Here is a 19,126-nt window from a genome sequence, read left to right as displayed (position 1 = left end):
GAAGCCCTCCACACCACCGCCGAAGAACGTGGCGCGATCCGGCGGATTCAGTTCTGCACCCGTACGCAGGCGCTCAGGCAGGTCCGGGTTGGCGATGAACGGCCGGCCGAAACCGATCAGGTCGGCCCAGCCTTCGGCCAGCGCCTGCCCGGCGCGATCGGCGGTGTACTTGCCTGCGTAGATCAGCGTGCCCGGGTAGACCATGCGCAGCGCCTGCTTGAAGGCCACCGGCATCGGCGGTGCATCGTCCCAATCGGCCTCGGCAATGTGCAGGTAGCCCACCCCCATCTCGCCGAGCAGGTGCGCGGCAGCCAGATAGGTCGCTTGCGGCGTATCGTCCACCGCGCCCTGCAGCGTGGTCAGCGGCGCCAGGCGCACGCCAACGCGATCACCGCCGGCCACTGCGACTACCGCCTGCACCACCTCGCGCAGGAAGCGCAGCCGATTCTGCAGCGAACCGCCGTAGCCGTCGGTGCGCTGGTTGGCCTGCGAGTCGATGAACTGGTTGATCAGGTAGCCATTGGCGCCATGCAGTTCGACGCCGTCGAAGCCCGCCTCCAGCGCATTGCGGGCGGCCTGCGCGTAATCGGCGACGATGCCCGGAATCTCGTCCCCGCGCAGCGCGCGCGGCATCGAATGCTGGATCATCTCGCCGACGCCGGCTTCGGGACCTGCCCCTGTCGGGTCGACGAACACTTTCACGCCTTCGGCCAGCAATGCCGAGGACGACACCGGCGCCGCGCCATCGGGCTGCAGGGCCACATGCGAGACGCGGCCGACGTGCCACAGCTGCGCGTAGATGCGGCCACCGGCGGCGTGCACCGCATCGGTCACCTGCCGCCAGCCCTTTACCTGTTCGGGGCTGTGGATGCCCGGCGTCCAGGCATAGCCCTGGCCCTGCGGGCTGATCTGGGTGCCTTCGCTGACGATCAGGCCGGCACCGGCACGCTGCGCGTAATAGGTCGCCATCTCGGCGGTGGCAACGTTGCCGGCAGCCGCACGCGAGCGGGTCATCGGCGGCATCACGATGCGGTTGGGCAGGGTCAGCGGGCCCAGACGGTGGGAGGTGAACAACATGGCGGACATCTCTTGCAGGGGGAGTGCCAGCAAGAATGGGGACCGCCTGCGAAAGGCAACAGGCGTGTCGTGGCAAAACAGTTGTGCCCGGCAGGCAAGGATGGCCTGCTCAGGGGTCGGATCCCTTTGCAACGCAAAGGGCTCTGCCCCCAAAAGCGACCCCAAAGCCGGTTACAGCGTCGGCTCGATCAACACGCCACCATGTGCCACCCTGTCATAGCAGGTGCGCACCACATCTTCCCCGTACTTCAGCTCCAGCCGGCGCACGATGAAGTGGCCACGCGCCATGTCCTGGTAGTAGTCGGTGAACATGGTATTGAGCGTTGCCCCGGCAGCGGCACCGACAATCGGCACCGCCTGCGCGGCGAACTTCTCGGTGACCACCACGCCGAACCGCGCCGCCACCTTCTCCACCATCTTCGCCAGCAGTTTGCCGGCTTCCTTCGGCGCCACGCCCAGGGTCAGGTCACGGCCGGTCACCACACGCCCGGCCAGTTCGGCCGACAGATGCCGCATCACGTCGGTGGTGAAGCCGCGGGCCAGGTAGTAGCCGGTCTCGCTGGCGTCATCGCGCGGCGAGTTGCCACCCAGCGCGAATACCTCCAGGCATGCCTGTCGGGTGCTGAACTCGGACAGGTCGAAGCCCTCGCTGCGGGCCACGTCGGCCACCGCGCGCATCATGATGGTGGTCGACACCGGCAGCTCAATGAACAAGGCCGCAAAGCCGAACGCGCCGCCGACCGCGCCGGAGGTGGCTGCCGCTAGTTTGTGCCAACGGGTGGAGGCCCCTTTGCCCGGGGTGTTGTCCATGCTCCACAGCGCGGCCTGCGCGGACTTGGACAGTGCCGCCTGCACGGCGCCATGGATGCGATTGGAAACCGAGCCGGGCAGCGCCTTCACCGCGAACTCCAGCGGCGTGCCGACCAGGTTCGCCATGCGCGCGGTCAGGGTCGGCGCTTCCAGCAGCGCCACCGCCCGCTGCAGGTCGGACCAGTCGCGGGCGTCGTGGGCGATGTCGCGGGGGAGCAGGATGGGCTCGTTCATGGCGCCGATCTTAGCGCCAGGGAGTTGAACGGTTCGTCGCGGGGTACGACAGAGGGGTCAGAGCCCTTTCCGCGGGAAAGGGATCCGACCCCGACGCCTTGCCGGCCAGCGGCCGGCACTACCAGTTCGCGTGTCATCCGACAGCGCCGCGCCATGCCCGGCGTCGTTGTTCAGGCCGTGGGCAATCCCGACAGCGCCCCCATGAACTGGCGGTAGTGGCGCAACTCGGCGATGGAGTCATGCACATCGCTGAGGGCAGTGTGGTTGCTGTTCTTGCCGACACCAGCGGCGACGGTCGGCGCCCAGCGCTTGGCCAGTTCCTTCACCGTGGACACGTCCAGGTTGCGGTAGTGGAAGTACTTCTCCAGGCGCGGCATCTGGCGGTGCAGGAAGCGACGGTCCTGGCAGATCGAGTTGCCGCACATCGGCGACAGGCCTGCCGGAATCCACTGTGCCAGGAAGTTCACCGTCTGCGCCTCGGCCTGGCCAAGGGTGGTGGTGCTGTCCACCACGCGCTGCCACAGGCCCGAACGGCGATGCTGGTTGCGGTTCCACTCGTCCATCGCCTCCAGCGTTTCCAGCGGATGATGGATGGCGAATTCCGGACCTTCGGCCAGCACGTTGAGCTGGGCGTCGGTGACCACGGTGGCGATCTCGATGATCGAATCGTTGTCGGTGTCCAACCCGGTCATTTCCAGGTCGATCCAGATCAGTCGTTCGTTGGCCGCGCCGGTGTCCGCCATTGTGTCGCCTCGTTGCTGGGCAGGCGCGCGGCCTACCGGTGAAGGAAAGAGGCGCCCATCATACCCGTTCGCCCCTCAGCCCTCGCCGACATGGTCTTCCAGCAGCAGCGGCGGCTTGCCGCGCTTGGCACGGAAGTAATTGGTCAGGCGCGTGCTGGCTTCCTTGGCCAGCACCCCGCCGTGGATCTCGACCCGGTGGTTGTGGCGGGCATCACCGAGCAGGTCGAACACGCTGCCGCAGGCGCCCGTCTTGGGGTCACTGGCGCCGTAGACCAGGCGCGAAACGCGTGCATGCACGACCGCCATCGCGCACATCGCGCACGGCTCCAGGGTCACGTACAGGGTGCTGCCCAGCAGGCGATGGTTGGCCAACAGCTTCCCCCCGGCCCGCATCGCCACGATCTCGGCATGCGCGCTGGGGTCGTGCGAGGCGATATTGAGGTTCCAGCCCTCGCCCAGCAGCTGGCCATCGGCACTTACCAGCACCGCGCCAACCGGGATCTCGTCAAAGTCACGCTGTGCGCGCTCGGCCAAGGCCAGTGCATGGCGCATCCAGTGTTCATCGGCGTCGTGCACCGGTACACCCAGGACATCGGTCATGGCGGTTCTCGCTTTTCAACTGGGCCAGGATGGCCGCCGGGGCCGCATTGTACGCCCCGGCTCGTGCAGGCGCCGCTAACGCGCGTCGAAGCGCTCACGGGCGGCGTCCAGCACAGGAAAGTTGTGCTCGGCCCAGCGGTCCAGGGCAGCCAGCGTGTCGACCAGGCCGCGCGCAACCTCGGTCAACCGGTACTCCACATGCAGCGGCCTGCTGCCCCGTTCGCAACGCTCGACCAGGCCATTGCGCTCCAGCTGTCGCAGGGTCTGGGTCAGCACCTTCTGCGAGATGCCTTCGATCTTCCGCAGCAACACGCCGTTACGAAGCGGGCCCTGCGCCAATGCCGGCAGCAGCAGCATCACCCACTTGCCTGAAATCAGCGCAAGCGCATCGCGCGCGGAGCAGTCGGCGGCATACACGTCTCCGGGACAGGCCATGGTTACCTCAAGGTGCGTAATTGCCGGGGCAGGTCGGCCCCGCGAGGATGGTCGCACACTCCACGAGTCCCTCGACCCATGCGCGCCCTGATCCTGCTTGCCCACCCCGAGCCCCGGTCCTTCAATGCACATCTGGCCACGCATGCCGCCGAGCAGCTGCGGCATGAGAACCTGCAGGTGGACGTGGTCGACCTGTATGCGGAAGGCTTCGATCCGCTGGAAGCGGCTGACCACCATCCGCATCGCCTGCATCCCGACCACTTCGACCCCCAACGCGAACAGCGGCACAGCGCCGAGCAGGGCCAGCTGCCCGCCGAGGTGCAGCGCCATCTGCGACTGCTGCGGGCCGCGGACCTGCTGATCCTGCAGTTCCCGCTGTGGTGGTTCGCGGCTCCGGCCATGCTGAAGGGCTGGCTGGACCGCGTGCTGGTCTACGGGCCGATGTACAACAGCCGGCACCGCCACGAGCGCGGCGTGATGCAGGGCAAGCGTGCGTTGCTGAGCGTCACCACCGGCTCGTCGGCGCGGGCATGCGCGGTGGACGGCCGCGAGGGCGACACCCGGTTGCTGCTGTGGCCGTTGATGTACAGCCTGCGCTACGTCGGCTTCGAAGTGATGGAACCGTTCGTGGTGCATGGCGTGCGTTCCGGGCTGCCAGCGGATCGCGTGCAGGCGCACGACAAAGCACTGGCGGCGGCCACCAGCGACTACCGCGAACGGCTGGCACGCTGGCGACAATGGCCGACCGTGCCCTTCAACGACAGCGATGACTTCGAGGATGGGGTGGTGCTGCGCGCGGACGCGACTGCGCACAGCCCCTTCATCCGCCACCGCGACGCGGGATGAATCTTCGCCTGCAGGCACTACCGGAAAGCCTCATACTTCGCACTCTTCCGAAGCACCTTGGTGAACCCATGACCACCCTGCGCCCCTCGCGCGCCGACGAAGGCGCCGCCCTCGTCGACCTCTGGCGTCGCGCCGTCGACGCCACCCACGACTTCCTCAGTGCCGAAGACCGCCAAGCCATCGATGCCGAAGTGGCGGGTTTCCTGCCGCAGGCGCCGATGACCGTTGCTGTCGACGCACAGGATCGCCCCCTCGGATTCATGCTGATCGACGGCACTCACATGGAAGCGCTGTTCATTGATCCGGACGTGCGTGGCACCGGGGTTGGTCGCCAACTGCTGCAGCACGCGTTGACCCTCTGCCCACAGCTGAGCACCGACGTCAACGCGCAGAACGCGCAGGCCGTGGGCTTCTATCTGCGCATGGGCTTCGTCGAAACCGGTCGCTCACCGCTCGATTCGCAGGGGCGCCCGTATCCGCTGATCCATCTTCGGCATAACGGCTGACATCCGTCGGCAGCGGCCACGTGCTAGCGTGGCTGCTTTCGACCAAGGAACGCCGTGCATGGATGGTGCAAAAGCCCTGCTGACCCTGTTTGCGTTGGGCATCAGCCTGGTCTGGATCCTGGTGCCATTCGCCATCTTCGCCGTGCGCAACCTGCTGCGTGAGGTACTGGTCGAGCAGCGCCGTACCAATGAACTGCTTGAACACATCGGCGGCTACCGCATTCCGAAGCCACAACCTGAACCGACCGTTTGGCGCGCGCCCTGAGCGGGAACGTGCCAGGCCCGGATCAGGCCGTCGCCTCGAAGGCCGGTGAGTACTGCACCTCGCCCTGTGCCAGCGGAGGCTGCAGGCAAAGTGCCTGGAAGTACTCTGCAGGCACACCCGGCAGGACCAGGCCCGGCTCGGCACGGAAGCCGAAGCGGCCGTAATAGGCCGGCTCGCCCAGCAGCACGCAACCCCGTGCGCCCAGTCCCCCCAGCGCGTCGAGTGCCGCGCGCATCAGCGCCGCGCCAATGCCCTGCCCCTGCCATGCGGGCAATACCGAAATCGGCCCCAGGCCAAACCAGCCCGTGCTGCCATCGTTGATGGTGACCGGCGACAGCGCAATGTGTCCGACCACCTGGCCCTGAGTTTCGGCGACCAGCGAAATGCTCAGTTCCTCACGCGAACGCAGCGCATCGACGATGAACTGCTCGGTGTGGCTGCTGTGCGGAGCTTGGCGGAAGGCAGCTTCGGTGAGCGCATGGATGACGGCGTGGTCGGCAGTGGATTCGGGGCGGATCGTGTAGTTCATGGGGGAAGATTTCGCTTGGGTGATGATCGCGTGAATTAATGATCGATGTCACAGATCGGCGGCTGAATATCGAATTCAGTACGCGGTCGTTCCGAAGCCGGCAAATCGACTGTGCCGCAAGCACTTCCGCGCCACCGCCCAATCCTGAATGCGTCAAATTTCTGGCACTCTTGCCCGCTCTCGGGTGGCGCCGGGTTTCCCGCGCACCCCATAATCGGAAAACCTGTCACCAGGGAAGGATATATGGACATGGATGCACGATGCAGGAACACGCCTTGAGCACGGCAGCGCCATCGCGCAGTGCACGATGCTGGCTGCCGGCGACCCTGTTGCTGGCACTGGCGGCGTGCTCGCCTTACGCAGACGCAGAGCGCGATGTCGCCGCGGGCGGACGCGGCCTGGCCAAGCTCAATCCCGCACCGAAGCAGGCCTATGAGCTGGTGCTGACACTGAAGGACGCGCCGGGTCCGTTCGCGGTCGTTGAGGGCGTGGCCCAGTACGACGTCAGCAACTACGCAGATTGTGGTCGGATCCTGCCTGCGACAGGTACTGCAGGGCGCATCACCAGCCAGGAACCGGTCGAGCTACGCAAGGTCGGTGAGAACGAATACCGCGGCACTTTCTACCGGGACCGTATGCAGGACGAGGAGTACTACGGGCGCGGCACGTGCCACTGGGCACTGACGGGCGTTGGCGCGATGTTGCGCGCTACGACCGGCGAGGCGGATACGCGATTCCTGACGTTCATCGACAAGGAGCGCATGGAGAGCGACTCACCTCTTAGGCTTTATTACCCAAACCTTATCTATCCGCGCGCCGCCACTGTCGCCAACTTTGGCGCCAGTGGCGAGGAAGATCCGTCGGGGTACAGCGAAGATCTGCGCGACGCGCTGTTCTCAACCACCACCACTGTGCAGAAGCTTGTGCAATGAGCTGCCAGTTCAACCATCCCTCTACCCCCAAAGGAGGCCGACATTGCGCCACAAGATGATTCCGTGCCTTGCTCTGCTTCTATTGACCGCCTGCAACCCGGAGACCGCCATGAACCAGGAACGTGCCGCTGCCGAAGCCGATGTCGCCCAGGGCGGGCGCGGCCTCGCCAAGCTCAACCCCACCCCGCGCAAGGCCTATGAACTGGTGCTGCGCCTGAAGGATGCCCCCGGTGATTTCGCGGTGGTCGAAGGTGTCGCGCAGTACGACGTGACCAACGAAGACCAGTGCGGCCACATCGAACCCGCCACCGGCACTGCCGCCCGCATTACCAGCCAGGAACCGGTGGAGCTGCGCAAGGTCGCTGAGGGCGAGTATCGCGGCACCGTGTACCTCGACCGGATGCTGGATGAGGACTACTACGGTCGTGGCGTCTGCAAGTGGGAATTCAGCGGCGCCGGCGCGATGCTGAAAGCCACCGGCGCCGAGGGTGAAACCCGCTTCCTGTCGTTCATTGAGGCAGCACCCTTCGTCAAAGGCGAGACCGAGACTCGCCACTATCCTCGCGCAGACTATCCGCGCGTGAATGAGATTCCTGATTACGGCGCAAGCGGCCAGGAAGATCCCACCAAGTTCCGCCCGGAACTGAGGAATGCGCTGTTCTCCGCTTCGCTTGAAGCCAGCGAGGTCCGCCAATGAGCCTCAACAGCCAAGATTATGCAGCGCTGTCCGAAGATGCATACAAGGATTATGCGGTCGGTCGTCGTGCACCTGGTCAAGAAGAGATCGTCCCGATCAACGGGCACAAGTACAAGATTCTCGAGCACGTTGATAATCGACTGAACGGTTATCAGGGAACGATCTACCAGCGAGTCGACACCAATGAAATTGTCGTCGCACATCGCGGCACCGAACAAATCGCACGCGATGCGATTCTGACCGATGGTGGCATGGTCGTTGCCCGCACCAACGTGCAGGCTCCGGACGCCATCGCGCTGACTCAACGCGCCCTCGCTTACGCCAAGAAGGAGGGGCAGGATCTCGGGCAGCGTCCACCCGAAGTCACCGTCACCGGCCACTCCCTCGGCGGCGCCCTCGCCCAGATCACCTCGCACCACTTCAACGTCAAGGGCGAGACCTTCAATGCCTACGGCGCGGTCAGCCTCAGCTATCGCATTCCGGAAGGCGGCAACACCATGATCAACCACGTCATGGCCTCCGATCCGGTCAGCGCCGCGTCGCCGCATTTCGGCCAGGTCCGCATCTATGCGAAGCCGGATGAAATCAAGACACTCGCCGCAAACGGCTTCAGCAACCATCCGATGCGCGCCCTGATCCCGGACAGCCCGCTCATTGCAGTAGGCAGCTCGTTCGGCGCGCACAAACTGGGCAACTTCCTCGACGAAGGCTCGGTGCTGAAGCATCCGGAAACGCAGAAGCTGGCGAAAGACAACGCCAAGATGATCGAGGAGTACCGCGATGACGTCGAGTCACTGCGTCGCGGTGTCACCCGCGCGGCACGCGGCATCCCGGGCGGCGCTATCGATCTGTACGACCACATCCGCGGCCCGCTGCAGCCCGGTGAACCGGCACGCCGCGAAGCGGAGAAGAACGGCCATCACACCAGCATGCTGCGCATGGACGATGCCAACCACCTGGGCAACCCGTTGTTCAACGACGCGATCCGCGGCGTGCATGCTCATGACGTGCGGGTCGGGCGCGTGCCGGACGTGATGAGTACTCAGCTGGCGGGCAGCCTCGCCGCCGAAATGCACGCGGCAGGCGGCAAGCGCATCGACGAGGTGGTCATGAATGCCGATGCCTCGCGCAGCTTCGCGGTGCAGGGCCAGGGCGGCGACCCGGCACACCTGCGCGTGTCGGTGGACACGGCCATGGCGATGAACACGCCGCTGGAGCAGAGCAGCCAGCGCATCGACCAGCAAGCCGCCGGTCAGCGCCTTGCACTTGAGCGTGACCAGCAACTGGAACAACAGCAGAACCAGACCCGCAGCATGCAGGCCTGATGGACTGCGCGGGAGCCGGTCATCCCGGCTCCCGCTGCACGTCGGCACTCCGGCTCAGGGACCGGAGGCAGCCATCGGCGCGGAGGAACCGGCCGTCACAAACAGATCCGGGCCAGAATCCGGGAAGCCGCCACAAGCCCGATCCCCCGGTGCCACCGGGTCGCAGGGCCACTGGCTGCGCGGAACCTTCTCGCGCAGCTCGAATCGGTCCCCGGTCCAGACCACGAATGCCAGGTGCTCGCGGTTCCAGTCACTGAACGCACGCGGGCCACCCTTTTGGGCGGTCTCCGGGTACTGCACGAACCAGCGCATGGCCGGGCCATACTGCAGCTTGCTGTGATCCAGCGTGATCCGGCCTTCGCGCGCCAACTGGCGTGCGCGATCGGCTTCCGTCAACGGCGGCATGGCCGGCATCGCCTCGGCGGTAACGTCCAGCGGTGCGGCATCGCCACGCACCTAGTACACACGCTGGGCCACATAGGCCTCGCGGCAATCCCCCGCTGGCAGGCGTACCGGCTCCGCGCCGTACTCGTCGCGGTTGGCGACCCGGTCGCTGCAGGTGAACGGCGCTGACACCAGATAGAACGTGCTGTCGGCGTCGCGCCCTTCCAGCGAACGCACCCAGATGTCGCCCATCCGCACGATGAAGTCCGGGCGCTGGCCGTAGCCCGGCACCGCCTTGAACCAGGCCTTCTGCTGCACCTCACGCTCGCGCCAGCTGCGCGGCAGGTGGATGTCCTGCTCGGGCAGCGCGACCAGCAGCGCGGCCAGATGCGCCGGCATCGTACCCTGGCAGGCGCCGATCAGCAGCTCGCCCTGGGCCGCCAGTCGCCCGGCCAGATCCACCGGACAACGGGCACCGAGCGCACGCTCGGTCGCCTGCTCGGGCGGCAACGGCACGATGACCAACGCGGGCGGTGCCGGCGCTACCGCCGGGACCGTTGGCTCGACGACGGCAGGCGGTGCGGCCACAGGCGCCGCCGCTGCGGGCGCAACGGGCGCAGGCGCCGGGTCCGCAGCCGGCGCCGGCTGTGCGTCCACCACGGGCGTCGCAGGGGGTGTCACGACAGCCGCTACTTCGGCAGCCTGCGCCGCGCCAACGGCTTCGGTGACCATGGGTGCTGCAACCATTGACGCCCCTGCAGGCGCGTCAACGGTCGCCTCGGCAGCGGGGGGCGTTTCCACGGCGGGTGCAGCTGCTTCCTGAGCCTGTGCCGACGCTGCGGCAAGTCCAAGTAACAGCAACCAGAGCGGCGGCAGGCGGCGCATGGATGCATTGCAGCGGGCAGCGGCGTGCCGGGCATTCGAGGGAACGATTCGCATGTGGTGTCCTTACGAGTGGGTTTCCATGTCGGCGCCACAGGGCGCCACGCGTCGTGCGTAAAGCGCCTGCGGGCACCCTGCCCGCCGGCATCAGGTGTTACAGGGATCGAGAACGCTGCTCCTGCTCGCGGGCGAGCGCAGCAGCCGGGTCCTGCTGGGCGACAGTGGCAGCCAACTGCTGGCTGCTCTGCGCCAGCGGCTGCTGCGCCGCCTGTTCGCGATCGACCGATGCGCGCAGCATGGCCGGATCGCCCAGCCCACCCTGTACCGCAAACAGCGTGCGACCGTCATTGCCGGCCAGGAGATGATCGATGCGCGACAGCCCCGCCTTCTGCGCGCCCAACGCCAATGCGCCAGCGGTATTGTCGAGTTCCTGTGCACTGCGCAGTCCACTTTGTGGCCCCATCTGCTGCAGATGCCGGCGCGCTTCCTCGAACAACGCATTGCCGGGCTCGCCGGCATGCGACATGTCGCGTGCAACGGTCTGCGCCGGCGCACCGACTTCGCCACGATCCAGTCGCGCCATCACCTCCGGCGTTAGCTTCTGTTGCCAGACCTCGAAACGTTGCCGGCGTGCCTCGATGCCATTGAGCGCGCCATTGAGCGCATGCGTTGCCTCGCGCACGTCCTGGCGCGCCGCCTCCGGCACCCGTGTCTGCCATTGCCATACGGCAATACGGCCTGCGTGCTCGGGCTGCGCGGCCAGTTCCGGGTGATTCACCAGATCCAGATCCAGCGCTTTGCCGGCACGCTCGTAATTCTCCTTGCCGACCAATGGCAGATAGCCGCGGCCGTGGTACTTCAGCGCGTCACCAGGCGCGTCGTTGCCCATGCGCCCGCCGTACATCAGCTCAGCCAGGTGTTCCGGGCGACCACGCAGCGCTTCCTGGCGGGCGCTCTCCAGCGCAGCGTTGCCATTGCGCCACGCAGCCTCCACCGGGATCTGCGAGATTCCCCGGGTGAAGTTGAAACTCTCGTTGAGCCGGCTCAAGCCGCGCGACTCGTGCCCTGCCTGGGCCATGAAATTGGCCAGTTCAAGCGGGGAGTCGATGCCGGCTTTGGTCGCCTGTCGCAACAGCTGCGACTCTCTATCGGTCGACACAGTGCAACTCCTGAATCTTCATCAGCGCGGATTCCCTTCCGCCGGTTGGAGCTTGGCTCATGGAAGCGACACCTCGGCGACGCTGGACGGGTCGAAGTCCTCGAACCGCACCCTGCCCAGCTCCGCCGCCGAGTAATCCCGGATGTTGGTCGCTTCGGTCTCGATATCCACGACCTTGCGTCTCACCCCATCCACCCAGCAGGCCTTGTCCGCAGGCGCATAGCGGAACCGGTAGGTGCTGCTCCAGCGCTCGCGGCTACCGCCGTTGGTGATCACGCTGAAGGCACCATCCTCGATCGTCACGTAGGCGAAGGGATCGCCTGCAATGCCGCCGCGGGTGGAGCACGGCACCAGCTTGTCGTTGCGCGCGGCCAGCTGCCAGCGCCCGCGCCCGTCACCGCGCAGCAACAGCAGCACCCGGTTCGGTCCGTGCTGGCCGGGTACCAGCCCTTCCGGTGTCGGCTGGTCGATGACCAGCAGCTGATACTCGATGCCATCGCCGGTGAGATCGCCGCGTACCGCTTCCAGCAGGTTCGCGCCGGACGGAACGAACGCCAGGGCATTGTCCATGTGCGTGCCACTCCCCTTCTCCATCCCCTGCAACTCCTTCCAAGCCGTCTTGCCAGTATCCATGCAACGGCCGGGACACCGCGCAGTACGCGACCCGTCCCGATGCCCGCCAAAGCGGATGATAGCCCTGGCCCTGCGAGGGCTTCGATGGTCATGAGCGTCGCCCGCACGGTGGGTCGTCAGAGTCCTCATGGACGGAAAAGCTCCTGCGCTCGATTGCACCGACACGCCGGACTTTTGACGCGCACGCAGCTTACTTCGAGGAAGCACCGTTCGTCGAAGGGGACCCGAAAAGAAAAGCGCAATTGATCACACAAAAAGCGGGCCTATCGTGAACAGTCACCAACCCGCTGAAACTACAGCACCTGAATTCGATGAACACATCATCGTCGCCCCACCTCACTCAAGGAGAGTGCCCTCAGGGCAGGCTACATCCCGAATAGGCAATCTCACATGCTTGGCCAAGCTTCTCTCGACACTCCCGCGTGGCACCGGAACGGGCAAGGACCTCGCTACCGGCAGTCCTCACGACACTGGTTGCGCCAGGGGCAAGGGTTCCAACGGGATCTGCAATGGCGACGCACTGATCCCGGAAGGCGATCCAGACCTCGCACTTCTGTCCACCGTCGCTTCTGCACGCGTCCACCGCGAGCGAACGTGCCACACGCTTCGACTTCTGGGAAACGGCTGCCCCTCTGGGCCTGTAGCTTCCCGGCTCACGCGGGGAAACATCCTGAGCAATGGCTCCCCATCGCCTCTGCCAAACGCCCGTTGACATGGGCGTGCCCGATTCGCCTCCTTGCGCACCGGGTATCGGAGCACACCCACCGACACCCTGATCACCGATTGGATACTGGCCCGGAGGGCAGCGGCCTTCGGCCGAGGCAGTGAACGGCAGCAGGCCTGCAATCAGCAGGCACAGGAGAAAGCGAGGTGGATTCGTTTCATGGGGAGACCCATTCCTTTGCTGCCCATTGTGAGAGGTGGGACGGTCTGAGCGGACGATCGTTGTCGGGGAGCTTCCCGCGAAGCGTTCTGCCGCGTCGAAGACCGAGGAAATCGAAAAGCGGAATTGATCGCAGAAAACTGGGCTTAGCGTGAATGGCGCCTTACCTGATGAACAGATCCGCCGTGCAGGCCGTTCTGGCGATCCCGCATTGTCCCTGCGGCAGCTGCTTCCATGCCGCCTTCGCGTTGCATTGCTGCATCGCGACAATGACCGCCCCCTGTTCGGACATGGCGGTGGCAACACTGGTGGTTTCAGTGCCCAGGCCCGCGTGGGCGACCGCCGCGCATTGCGCCTGGAACAGGGTCGCCAACGTACATTCGCCTTTCCCGAACTCCTTGCACTCCTTCATGGATGCACGCTTTGCCTTGCCCCGTGAGCGCATCGAGTTGCTGATGAAGGTATCGCCGCGGGCATCCATCGCCACGCCGCGCACGGTCTGCGCCCAGTTGGGGCGATTGTTGTACGGGGATCCTGAGCTGCTCACCGGAATGGGCGCACAGCCCTGTACACCCTGGCCACCGATGGGATACATGCCCTGCGGGCAGTTGCCTTCGGCAAGCGCGGTGAACGGCAGCAGGCCTGCAATCAGCAGACACGGGAGAAAAGCGAGGTGGATTCGTTTCATGGGGAGACTCATTCCTTTGCTGCCCATTGTGAGAGGCGGGACGGCCTGAGCAGATGATCGTTGCCCAAACTTGCCTCCCGGGTTGGGAAGGCTTCGCAGAGCAAACACAGGCCCGGGCTGGCCGGGTACAAGATCATTGGAGAACTCGGCGATTCCAACCGGAGTGCGCTGCAAGCCCGATGGTGGCGCAGCCACGCTGAACGCTCAAGGTCAATCGCGTCAGATTGTGCATCAACGCAGGCTCGACTGAAGTAAATCACCCAGTTGAAATAGAGCCGGGGCACAGCAAGCTACTGTCGATCACATAGACGCCGTCGCACCAATATCGCCTTCACGTCGGCATGTCGAAGCTTGCCCAAGCCGTTGCCCTGAGCAATCAACACGCTCCAAGCACTGGCTGTCAGGATCCTTTAGCTAGAACGCCTCATAAACCGGCTCAGAACACGCTGAGTAGGCGACTTTGCATTGCGTTCCAGCCGGATCCACGCAGATCTTTTGTGCCTGCGCAATGGCTTCCTTCAAGTCTTGACCGCTCGCAACGCCACCACGCGCCCCATTGCCTTGGCTCTGAGGAACGACCCAAGCCGCACACTGGTTCCGGTACGCGATGAGTACTCGGCAGTCGCGAGCAGCGCGCATGCCGCATCCCTCGAGAGCGACACGCTCCGCATCCTCTTTCGTAGCCCTCCCTGTCGCCACGCCTGCTTCGTTCGTACTGGGCGAGGAAGCAATGGCACCCCACGTCTTATGCCACTGGCCAGCGGGTTCCGCCCCACGGGCGCTCCCCCCCGCTCCAGGGATGGGGGCACACCCCCCCACCCCTTGATCGCCGATGGGGTACTGGCCGGCCGGGCATCGGCCCTCCGCATTGGCGTTATTGGCAACGAGGAGTGCAGCAAACAGCAGCGTCAGAGTCACGAACGCCGGATTACCGCGTAAAGGTTTGAAATCGGCCATTGTCTTGAATCTCTGAAAATTCACGGCGCCTCAGTCTCACAACTCATTGACCTGTTGCATTTCCTCGCATACCTGGGCTTTGAGTCGGAGCAATCGCGTTATTGACAACAGGGGAGGTTGCTGCGACAGGCGCCCCCACCGAACCACGATCTCCCGACGGCGCCGGCGGCGGAGCCGACATGCCCGGCGGACGACCATCGGCACTCGGCGAGGCACTTGCACCACCACCTATCTGCGAATATGCCATGAAGGTGCCCAGGGTGCCCTGGAAGAACATCGCTGCCATTGGGGGTGTAGTCAGGATCAACGCGGTGAGGATCAGGCCCATGCCTCCCTGCTGCATCGCCTGGCTGGTCATGCCGTCGGACATGCTTTCCTTGAGGATGAATTCCTGCACCAGCGCTGTGGTCCAGAAAGTGGCCGCTACACGTACCACCATGTCCAGTGCAATGGAGACCATCGCTGCAAGTACGGCCATGGAGAACATCGTGCCGATGCCGTAGAACAGCCAACGTTGGAACAACTGCTTGGTCTGGTCGAACAACAGGCAGAGGATGAACAGAGGGCCAAAGCCGATGAACAGCGCCATGGCGATTTCATACAGCATCAGCATCGCACCAGCGGTGATGGCTGGACCTGCGGTGCCCATGCCGATGAAGAACAGTGCCCGCTTCTTGTCCTCCAGCAGCTCCCCGTCATTCATGATCTGGATGGCGTCGATACTGGAAAGCGCCACCTGCATCCATGCCAGGCTCTTGTCGATCTGAGCTTCGGGTGACTCGTTCGAGCCTGTCACGACCTTCGTGATTTCTGCCTTGACGTCGTGAGTGAGGAAGCTCTGCAGGTTGGTGCCGAAAGCGCCCATCGTGGTGGCCGCGCTGACGATCAACGCCGCACGCGCCATATTGGTCACCAATACCATCATTGAGTCCCGGCTGCGGCCGGTCACGATGCGGAAGCCCTGCACCAGCACCCACAGGGTCATGAGCGTGAGGGCGATGCCGCCGACCCACTGCATCATTTCCCCCATCATGTCGATGCCGAACTTGTTTATCTTCTTTCGCAGGAAGTCGAAGATGAACTTGAAGAACACGAAATCCCCGATCGACTGGACACGTGCAACGTGCCCCATCAAATCCTGGAATCCGCCATTGAAATCAAAATTGGCAATCGACCTGATCATTTCCGCAATCCCTTGATGTATCCCTACCGGACAACCTCATGGAGCCGGTGCCTATGCACCTGCCCCAAGCGACGTCAGTCGATGTGCAAAGCGCCTTCCAATGCAGCCGTCTTGACCAGCTGCGAGATGACGCCCGGCTTGCCCTTCAATGCCACGCGCGCCAGCACGCGCTGATTGGCCTTCATTGACTCCTGATAGGCGTCGTAGGACCGCATGCGCGCCTCCCACTCCTGCTGCAGCTTGGAAATATCGTTTGCCGTACGCAGGGAGTCGCTGTTCACGGCCGAAAGAGTTCCCGCAAGATTGCCATCGGCGCCGCCTCTCCAGCCCATGATCTCAGACAACGACGCGTTGATACTGGGAATGGTCTTCTCGATGAAATCCACCGTCTCGTTGCGCTTCCGGTTTTCCATCATCTGGATGTTGACGCACAGCTGCTGCTGCTGTGCGTAGAGATCACCGGAGGTATCCAGCACAAACTTCTTCAGCAGGCTGCCAGCGCTGAAGCCCGCCGATGTACGGCAGAGGTCGGCGACCATATAGTCGTCTGGAACCCGCTCCAATGTGGCGCCTGGCGGCAAGCCGAAGTTGTTGATCATGCCTTGGATCTGGACAAGCGCATTCTTATATTCCTGGAACGTCCTGTTCCACCGAGTTACCTGAGCCGCGTACTCCAGCCCGTCAGCCTTGATTTGCGCCTTCCCTTGGGCAAAGTCCTTCAGCGCCTGCAGGAGATTACTGAGGTCGAAGACAGGGTAACCACCGGCCGAAACCGACGTGGTGGAGAACATGACCATGCTCCCCAGCAGGATGGCTGCCAGGCGCTTCTGACGCAGACCGCGGTGGCGCTTGTGATTTCGGGATGTCATGTTCATGTTCTTCTCCAATGGAATGGATTTCATTCAGCGCTGTTTGATCGAAGGCCTTCAAGCCGCATCGGTTTCGGCAGAGACCTTGGCTTTACCAGAGCCCTTTCGGTTCTTGTAGAAGTCCTCCAGCCACTGTTCCGGCGTGAGTTCGTCCACGGTAATCCGATTGCGGACTGCAGCCGTCTGCAGCACCCGATGCATGATGTCGATGTTGTCGGTCGAGGCCGAGATCACCGACAGGATGTCGTCCATGCCACGCAGGTTGAGCTGGCAGACACTGGAGGCATGGCCCTGCTTGACCAGGAAGCAGCGCGAGCGCTCGTCCAGTGCCGTGACCACCTTGAATTCCGCCTCGGTCAACTTCAGGCCATCCATGTAGTCGCTCTTGCTGGCGTTCGGGTTCGGCAGCAGGATGAGCGTGGCGGTCTGCTCGATCAGGGCAGCGGAGATATCACTCTTCAGCGCGTCTTCCGGGCTCTGCGTGGCGAAAATGCCCAGGCCGTTCTGCTTACGGATGGTCTTCTGCTTGTTCTTCGCGAACTCCTTCAGGCCACCCTCGCCGTCCAGGATCTTCCAGAATTCGTCCATTACATAGATCAGCGGTCGACCGTCGATCAGCGATTCCAGACGGTGCAGCAGGTAATTGATGACCGGCACGCGCACTTCGGGATTATCGATGATATCGGTGTAGTCGAAGCCGATGATGTTGGCCTTGCTGAGATCAACGGTATCGACCGGATTGTCAAACACCCAGCCCAGCGAATTGCCCGAGGTCCAGCGACGCATACGCGCGTAGAGACCGTCATCGCCCATGTTGGGCAGGCTCTTCTGGAAATTGGTCATGCTGCGCAGGTGCATCGGCGTATCGAGCATGCTCTCCACCGCGCGGTAGATGTCCTCTTCCTCGCGGGCGCTGTACTCGCGCTTGCCGGCCAGCACCTTGATCAGGTCGGCCAGGAACTGCACGTTGGATTCGTTGTTCTCGCACTGGAACGGGTTGAAGCCGGTCGGCGCACCGTTCTCCAGGGCGAGATAATTGCCACCGCAGGCACGCACGAAGATCTCCGCACCACGGTCCTTGTCGAAGAAGAAGATGGTCGGTGACGGCTCATACTTCTGAACCTGGCTGAGCAGGAAGTTGATTAGCGCGGTCTTGCCGGTACCGGACTTGCCGATCACCATGGTGTTGGCGATCGCCTTCTCACCCAGCGAATTCTCGGATGGATGGGTGGCATGGAAGTTGAAGTAGTACGGCTGGCCGTTGGTGGTCTGCAGCGTGGTCACGCAGTCGCCCCACGGGTTGTTGTGCTGCTTGCCGGTGGCGAAGTTGTGCAGCGGCGACAGACCGAGGAAATTCAGCGAGCTGACGTTGGCCAGCCGCGTGCGGAAGCGCCAGTTGGCCGGCAGCTGCGAATAGAACGACGAGGTGACTGCCAGATCCTCCTTGGTCGACACGAAACCGGCGTTGGACAGCTCGGCACGGGTCGAGGCCACGTTCTGCGACAGCTTCGCCTGGCTGTCGCCATACACCGCGATGATGAAGTGGTATTCGCCCAGCACGAAGTTGCCTGACGACAGATGATCCATCGCCTGGTCGAGTTCGACGATCTGACTGACCGCCTTGTCGCCCGAGGAGATCATCATGCCCTTGGTCCGGTCCAGCACCTTCAATGCGTCCTGGCGCCCCATCGGGCTGAACGAATGGGTGATGACGTACTCGTAGTCCAGATACTTCAGACCATTGAGGATGCCCGGATAGGTCCCCTCGGCATATTCCTTGATATTCAGGATCGCGCCGAAATGATTGACGCCATTGGGCGTACTGATCACGAAATCGCCGGTCTTGGCCGAGAACATGTGCCGGCTGACCGGAAGATAGTCTTTCACTGGCGCCGACAGTACCGGTACCGGCTCATCGATGCGGTTGATCAGGTAGCCGAACAGCTCAAGCGTCTCGGAAAACACCACACCGTTCTTGGCTTCGTACATACCGAGCCGGTAAGGCGCGTAGTCGCGGATCACAGCCTCGACGTTGCCGGCGAGCTCCATCAGCTTCTCGACGGCCTGCTCCTGCTCGGCGCGCAGCTTGTCCACGTTCGCGGACTTCTCCACGAAGCGCTTTCCCGCCACCACTGGGCGATAGATCATCGTCAGGTACAGCTCGTTCTGCATGATGCGCTGGGAGGACAGCATGCCCATGTACTGGTCGGACACATCCTGGTTGAAGCGCTGCTTGTAGTAGCTCTTTCCCTTCAGGGTGCGACGGCGCCGGATGTCATGCACCCAGAAGGCAACGTTGACGAAATCCGGTGCGCGCAGCGTCTGCAGCAACCGGTTGAAGGTGTTGTGCCGATGCTCAAGCTCCCATTCTTCGCGCCCCACGAACGGCAGCCCTTCCAGGTGCCACGTCAACAGGTAGTCGCCGCCCGTGGTCTTCACCACATTCGGAGCCACGTGCGACGACAAGGGGATGAATTCGCTGATGGAGG

20 protein-coding genes are annotated in these 19,126 nt (G+C 63.8%); 6 read left to right on the top strand and 14 right to left on the bottom strand.

The genetic code is table 11. From position 1 onward, the window contains the following. The 5 genes from N5J73_RS21075 to N5J73_RS21055 all read right to left on the bottom strand — a co-directional run. The coding region (locus N5J73_RS21075) for an alkene reductase (protein ID WP_279941341.1) at positions 1–1,077 on the bottom strand (1,077 nt) is incomplete at its 3' end. A 171-nt stretch (positions 1,078–1,248) separates the two neighbouring features. Next, positions 1,249–2,121 (bottom strand): EcsC family protein, encoded by an 873-nt coding sequence (locus N5J73_RS21070; protein WP_049444644.1) that lies wholly within the window; start codon positions 2,119–2,121, stop codon positions 1,249–1,251. Positions 2,122–2,291: 170 nt separating this feature from the next. Next, on the bottom strand, positions 2,292–2,864 hold the full coding sequence (orn, locus tag N5J73_RS21065) for an oligoribonuclease (RefSeq protein ID WP_049444646.1): 573 nt from the start codon (positions 2,862–2,864) through the stop codon (positions 2,292–2,294). A 75-nt stretch (positions 2,865–2,939) separates the two neighbouring features. After that, complete coding sequence (gene tadA / locus N5J73_RS21060) at positions 2,940–3,464, bottom strand: tRNA adenosine(34) deaminase TadA (RefSeq protein WP_100443812.1); 525 nt, start codon at positions 3,462–3,464, stop codon at positions 2,940–2,942. A 75-nt stretch (positions 3,465–3,539) separates the two neighbouring features. After that, positions 3,540–3,899 carry a helix-turn-helix domain-containing protein gene (locus tag N5J73_RS21055; RefSeq protein ID WP_049429669.1) on the bottom strand — a complete coding sequence of 120 codons (360 nt, stop codon included), beginning with the start codon at positions 3,897–3,899 and terminating at the stop codon, positions 3,540–3,542. A 78-nt stretch (positions 3,900–3,977) separates the two neighbouring features. Here N5J73_RS21055 and N5J73_RS21050 point away from each other — a divergent pair, with 78 nt between their 5' ends. The 3 genes from N5J73_RS21050 (at position 3,978) to N5J73_RS21040 (ending at position 5,516) form a co-directional block, all read left to right on the top strand. Beyond that, on the top strand, positions 3,978–4,745 hold the full coding sequence (locus N5J73_RS21050; protein WP_049448472.1) for an NAD(P)H-dependent oxidoreductase: 768 nt from the start codon (positions 3,978–3,980) through the stop codon (positions 4,743–4,745). A gap of 68 nt (positions 4,746–4,813) precedes the next feature. Continuing rightward, a complete protein-coding gene (locus N5J73_RS21045) occupies positions 4,814–5,251 on the top strand; it encodes an acetyltransferase (RefSeq protein WP_049448473.1) in 438 nt (145 codons plus the stop codon). A 58-nt stretch (positions 5,252–5,309) separates the two neighbouring features. Continuing rightward, positions 5,310–5,516 carry a hypothetical protein gene (locus N5J73_RS21040; protein ID WP_005410107.1) on the top strand — a complete coding sequence of 69 codons (207 nt, stop codon included), beginning with the start codon at positions 5,310–5,312 and terminating at the stop codon, positions 5,514–5,516. Positions 5,517–5,538: 22 nt separating this feature from the next. On the opposite strand, the gene N5J73_RS21035 is transcribed toward N5J73_RS21040, so the two are convergent. Continuing rightward, positions 5,539–6,045, bottom strand: a complete 507-nt coding sequence (locus N5J73_RS21035) for an N-acetyltransferase (RefSeq protein ID WP_049448475.1) — start codon at positions 6,043–6,045, stop codon at positions 5,539–5,541. A gap of 260 nt (positions 6,046–6,305) precedes the next feature. On the opposite strand from N5J73_RS21035, the gene N5J73_RS21030 reads away from it, so the two are divergent. From N5J73_RS21030 to N5J73_RS21020, 3 genes are read left to right on the top strand one after another with little or no spacing between them, the layout of a single operon-like run. Then, the gene (locus N5J73_RS21030; RefSeq protein ID WP_049448477.1) at positions 6,306–6,977 is read left to right on the top strand and encodes a hypothetical protein; all 672 of its coding nucleotides are present in this window, start codon (positions 6,306–6,308) and stop codon (positions 6,975–6,977) included. A 43-nt stretch (positions 6,978–7,020) separates the two neighbouring features. After that, a complete protein-coding gene (locus tag N5J73_RS21025) occupies positions 7,021–7,674 on the top strand; it encodes a hypothetical protein (protein WP_049448479.1) in 654 nt (217 codons plus the stop codon). Beyond that, positions 7,671–8,999 carry an XVIPCD domain-containing protein gene (locus N5J73_RS21020; protein WP_049448481.1) on the top strand — a complete coding sequence of 443 codons (1,329 nt, stop codon included), beginning with the start codon at positions 7,671–7,673 and terminating at the stop codon, positions 8,997–8,999. The genes N5J73_RS21025 and N5J73_RS21020 overlap by 4 nt, the downstream gene beginning before the upstream one ends. Before the next feature lie 54 nt (positions 9,000–9,053). Here the strand turns inward: N5J73_RS21020 and N5J73_RS21015 are convergent, their stop codons facing one another. The 8 genes from N5J73_RS21015 to N5J73_RS20980 all read right to left on the bottom strand — a co-directional run bounded on the left by N5J73_RS21015 (position 9,054) and on the right by N5J73_RS20980 (position 19,121). After that, on the bottom strand, positions 9,054–9,455 hold the full coding sequence (locus tag N5J73_RS21015) for a hypothetical protein (protein ID WP_239508871.1): 402 nt from the start codon (positions 9,453–9,455) through the stop codon (positions 9,054–9,056). Next, complete coding sequence (locus N5J73_RS21010) at positions 9,456–10,130, bottom strand: hypothetical protein (protein ID WP_239508872.1); 675 nt, start codon at positions 10,128–10,130, stop codon at positions 9,456–9,458. It lies immediately after the preceding gene. 289 nt (positions 10,131–10,419) lie between these two features. Next, entirely contained in the window at positions 10,420–11,424 is a 1,005-nt protein-coding gene (locus N5J73_RS21005; RefSeq protein ID WP_049448483.1) for an XVIPCD domain-containing protein, read from the bottom strand. Positions 11,425–11,481: 57 nt separating this feature from the next. Next, on the bottom strand, positions 11,482–12,018 hold the full coding sequence (locus N5J73_RS21000; RefSeq protein ID WP_049448485.1) for a hypothetical protein: 537 nt from the start codon (positions 12,016–12,018) through the stop codon (positions 11,482–11,484). Between the two features lie 1,085 nt (positions 12,019–13,103). Continuing rightward, positions 13,104–13,628 carry a DUF4189 domain-containing protein gene (locus N5J73_RS20995; RefSeq protein WP_049448486.1) on the bottom strand — a complete coding sequence of 175 codons (525 nt, stop codon included), beginning with the start codon at positions 13,626–13,628 and terminating at the stop codon, positions 13,104–13,106. Between the two features lie 1,000 nt (positions 13,629–14,628). Beyond that, complete coding sequence (locus N5J73_RS20990) at positions 14,629–15,768, bottom strand: type IV secretion system protein (protein ID WP_049448488.1); 1,140 nt, start codon at positions 15,766–15,768, stop codon at positions 14,629–14,631. A 74-nt stretch (positions 15,769–15,842) separates the two neighbouring features. Further along, entirely contained in the window at positions 15,843–16,643 is an 801-nt protein-coding gene (locus tag N5J73_RS20985; protein ID WP_152906712.1) for a hypothetical protein, read from the bottom strand. 51 nt (positions 16,644–16,694) lie between these two features. Beyond that, complete coding sequence (locus tag N5J73_RS20980; protein WP_279941342.1) at positions 16,695–19,121, bottom strand: VirB4 family type IV secretion/conjugal transfer ATPase; 2,427 nt, start codon at positions 19,119–19,121, stop codon at positions 16,695–16,697. Positions 19,122–19,126 lie beyond the last annotated feature (5 nt).

The organism is Stenotrophomonas sp. GD03654 (genome assembly GCF_029845105.1).
GTDB classification, from domain to species: Bacteria; Pseudomonadota; Gammaproteobacteria; order Xanthomonadales; family Xanthomonadaceae; genus Stenotrophomonas; species Stenotrophomonas africana.
Note: the sequence above shows the minus strand (reverse complement) of the source record. Positions and strands in the feature narration are given on the sequence as shown.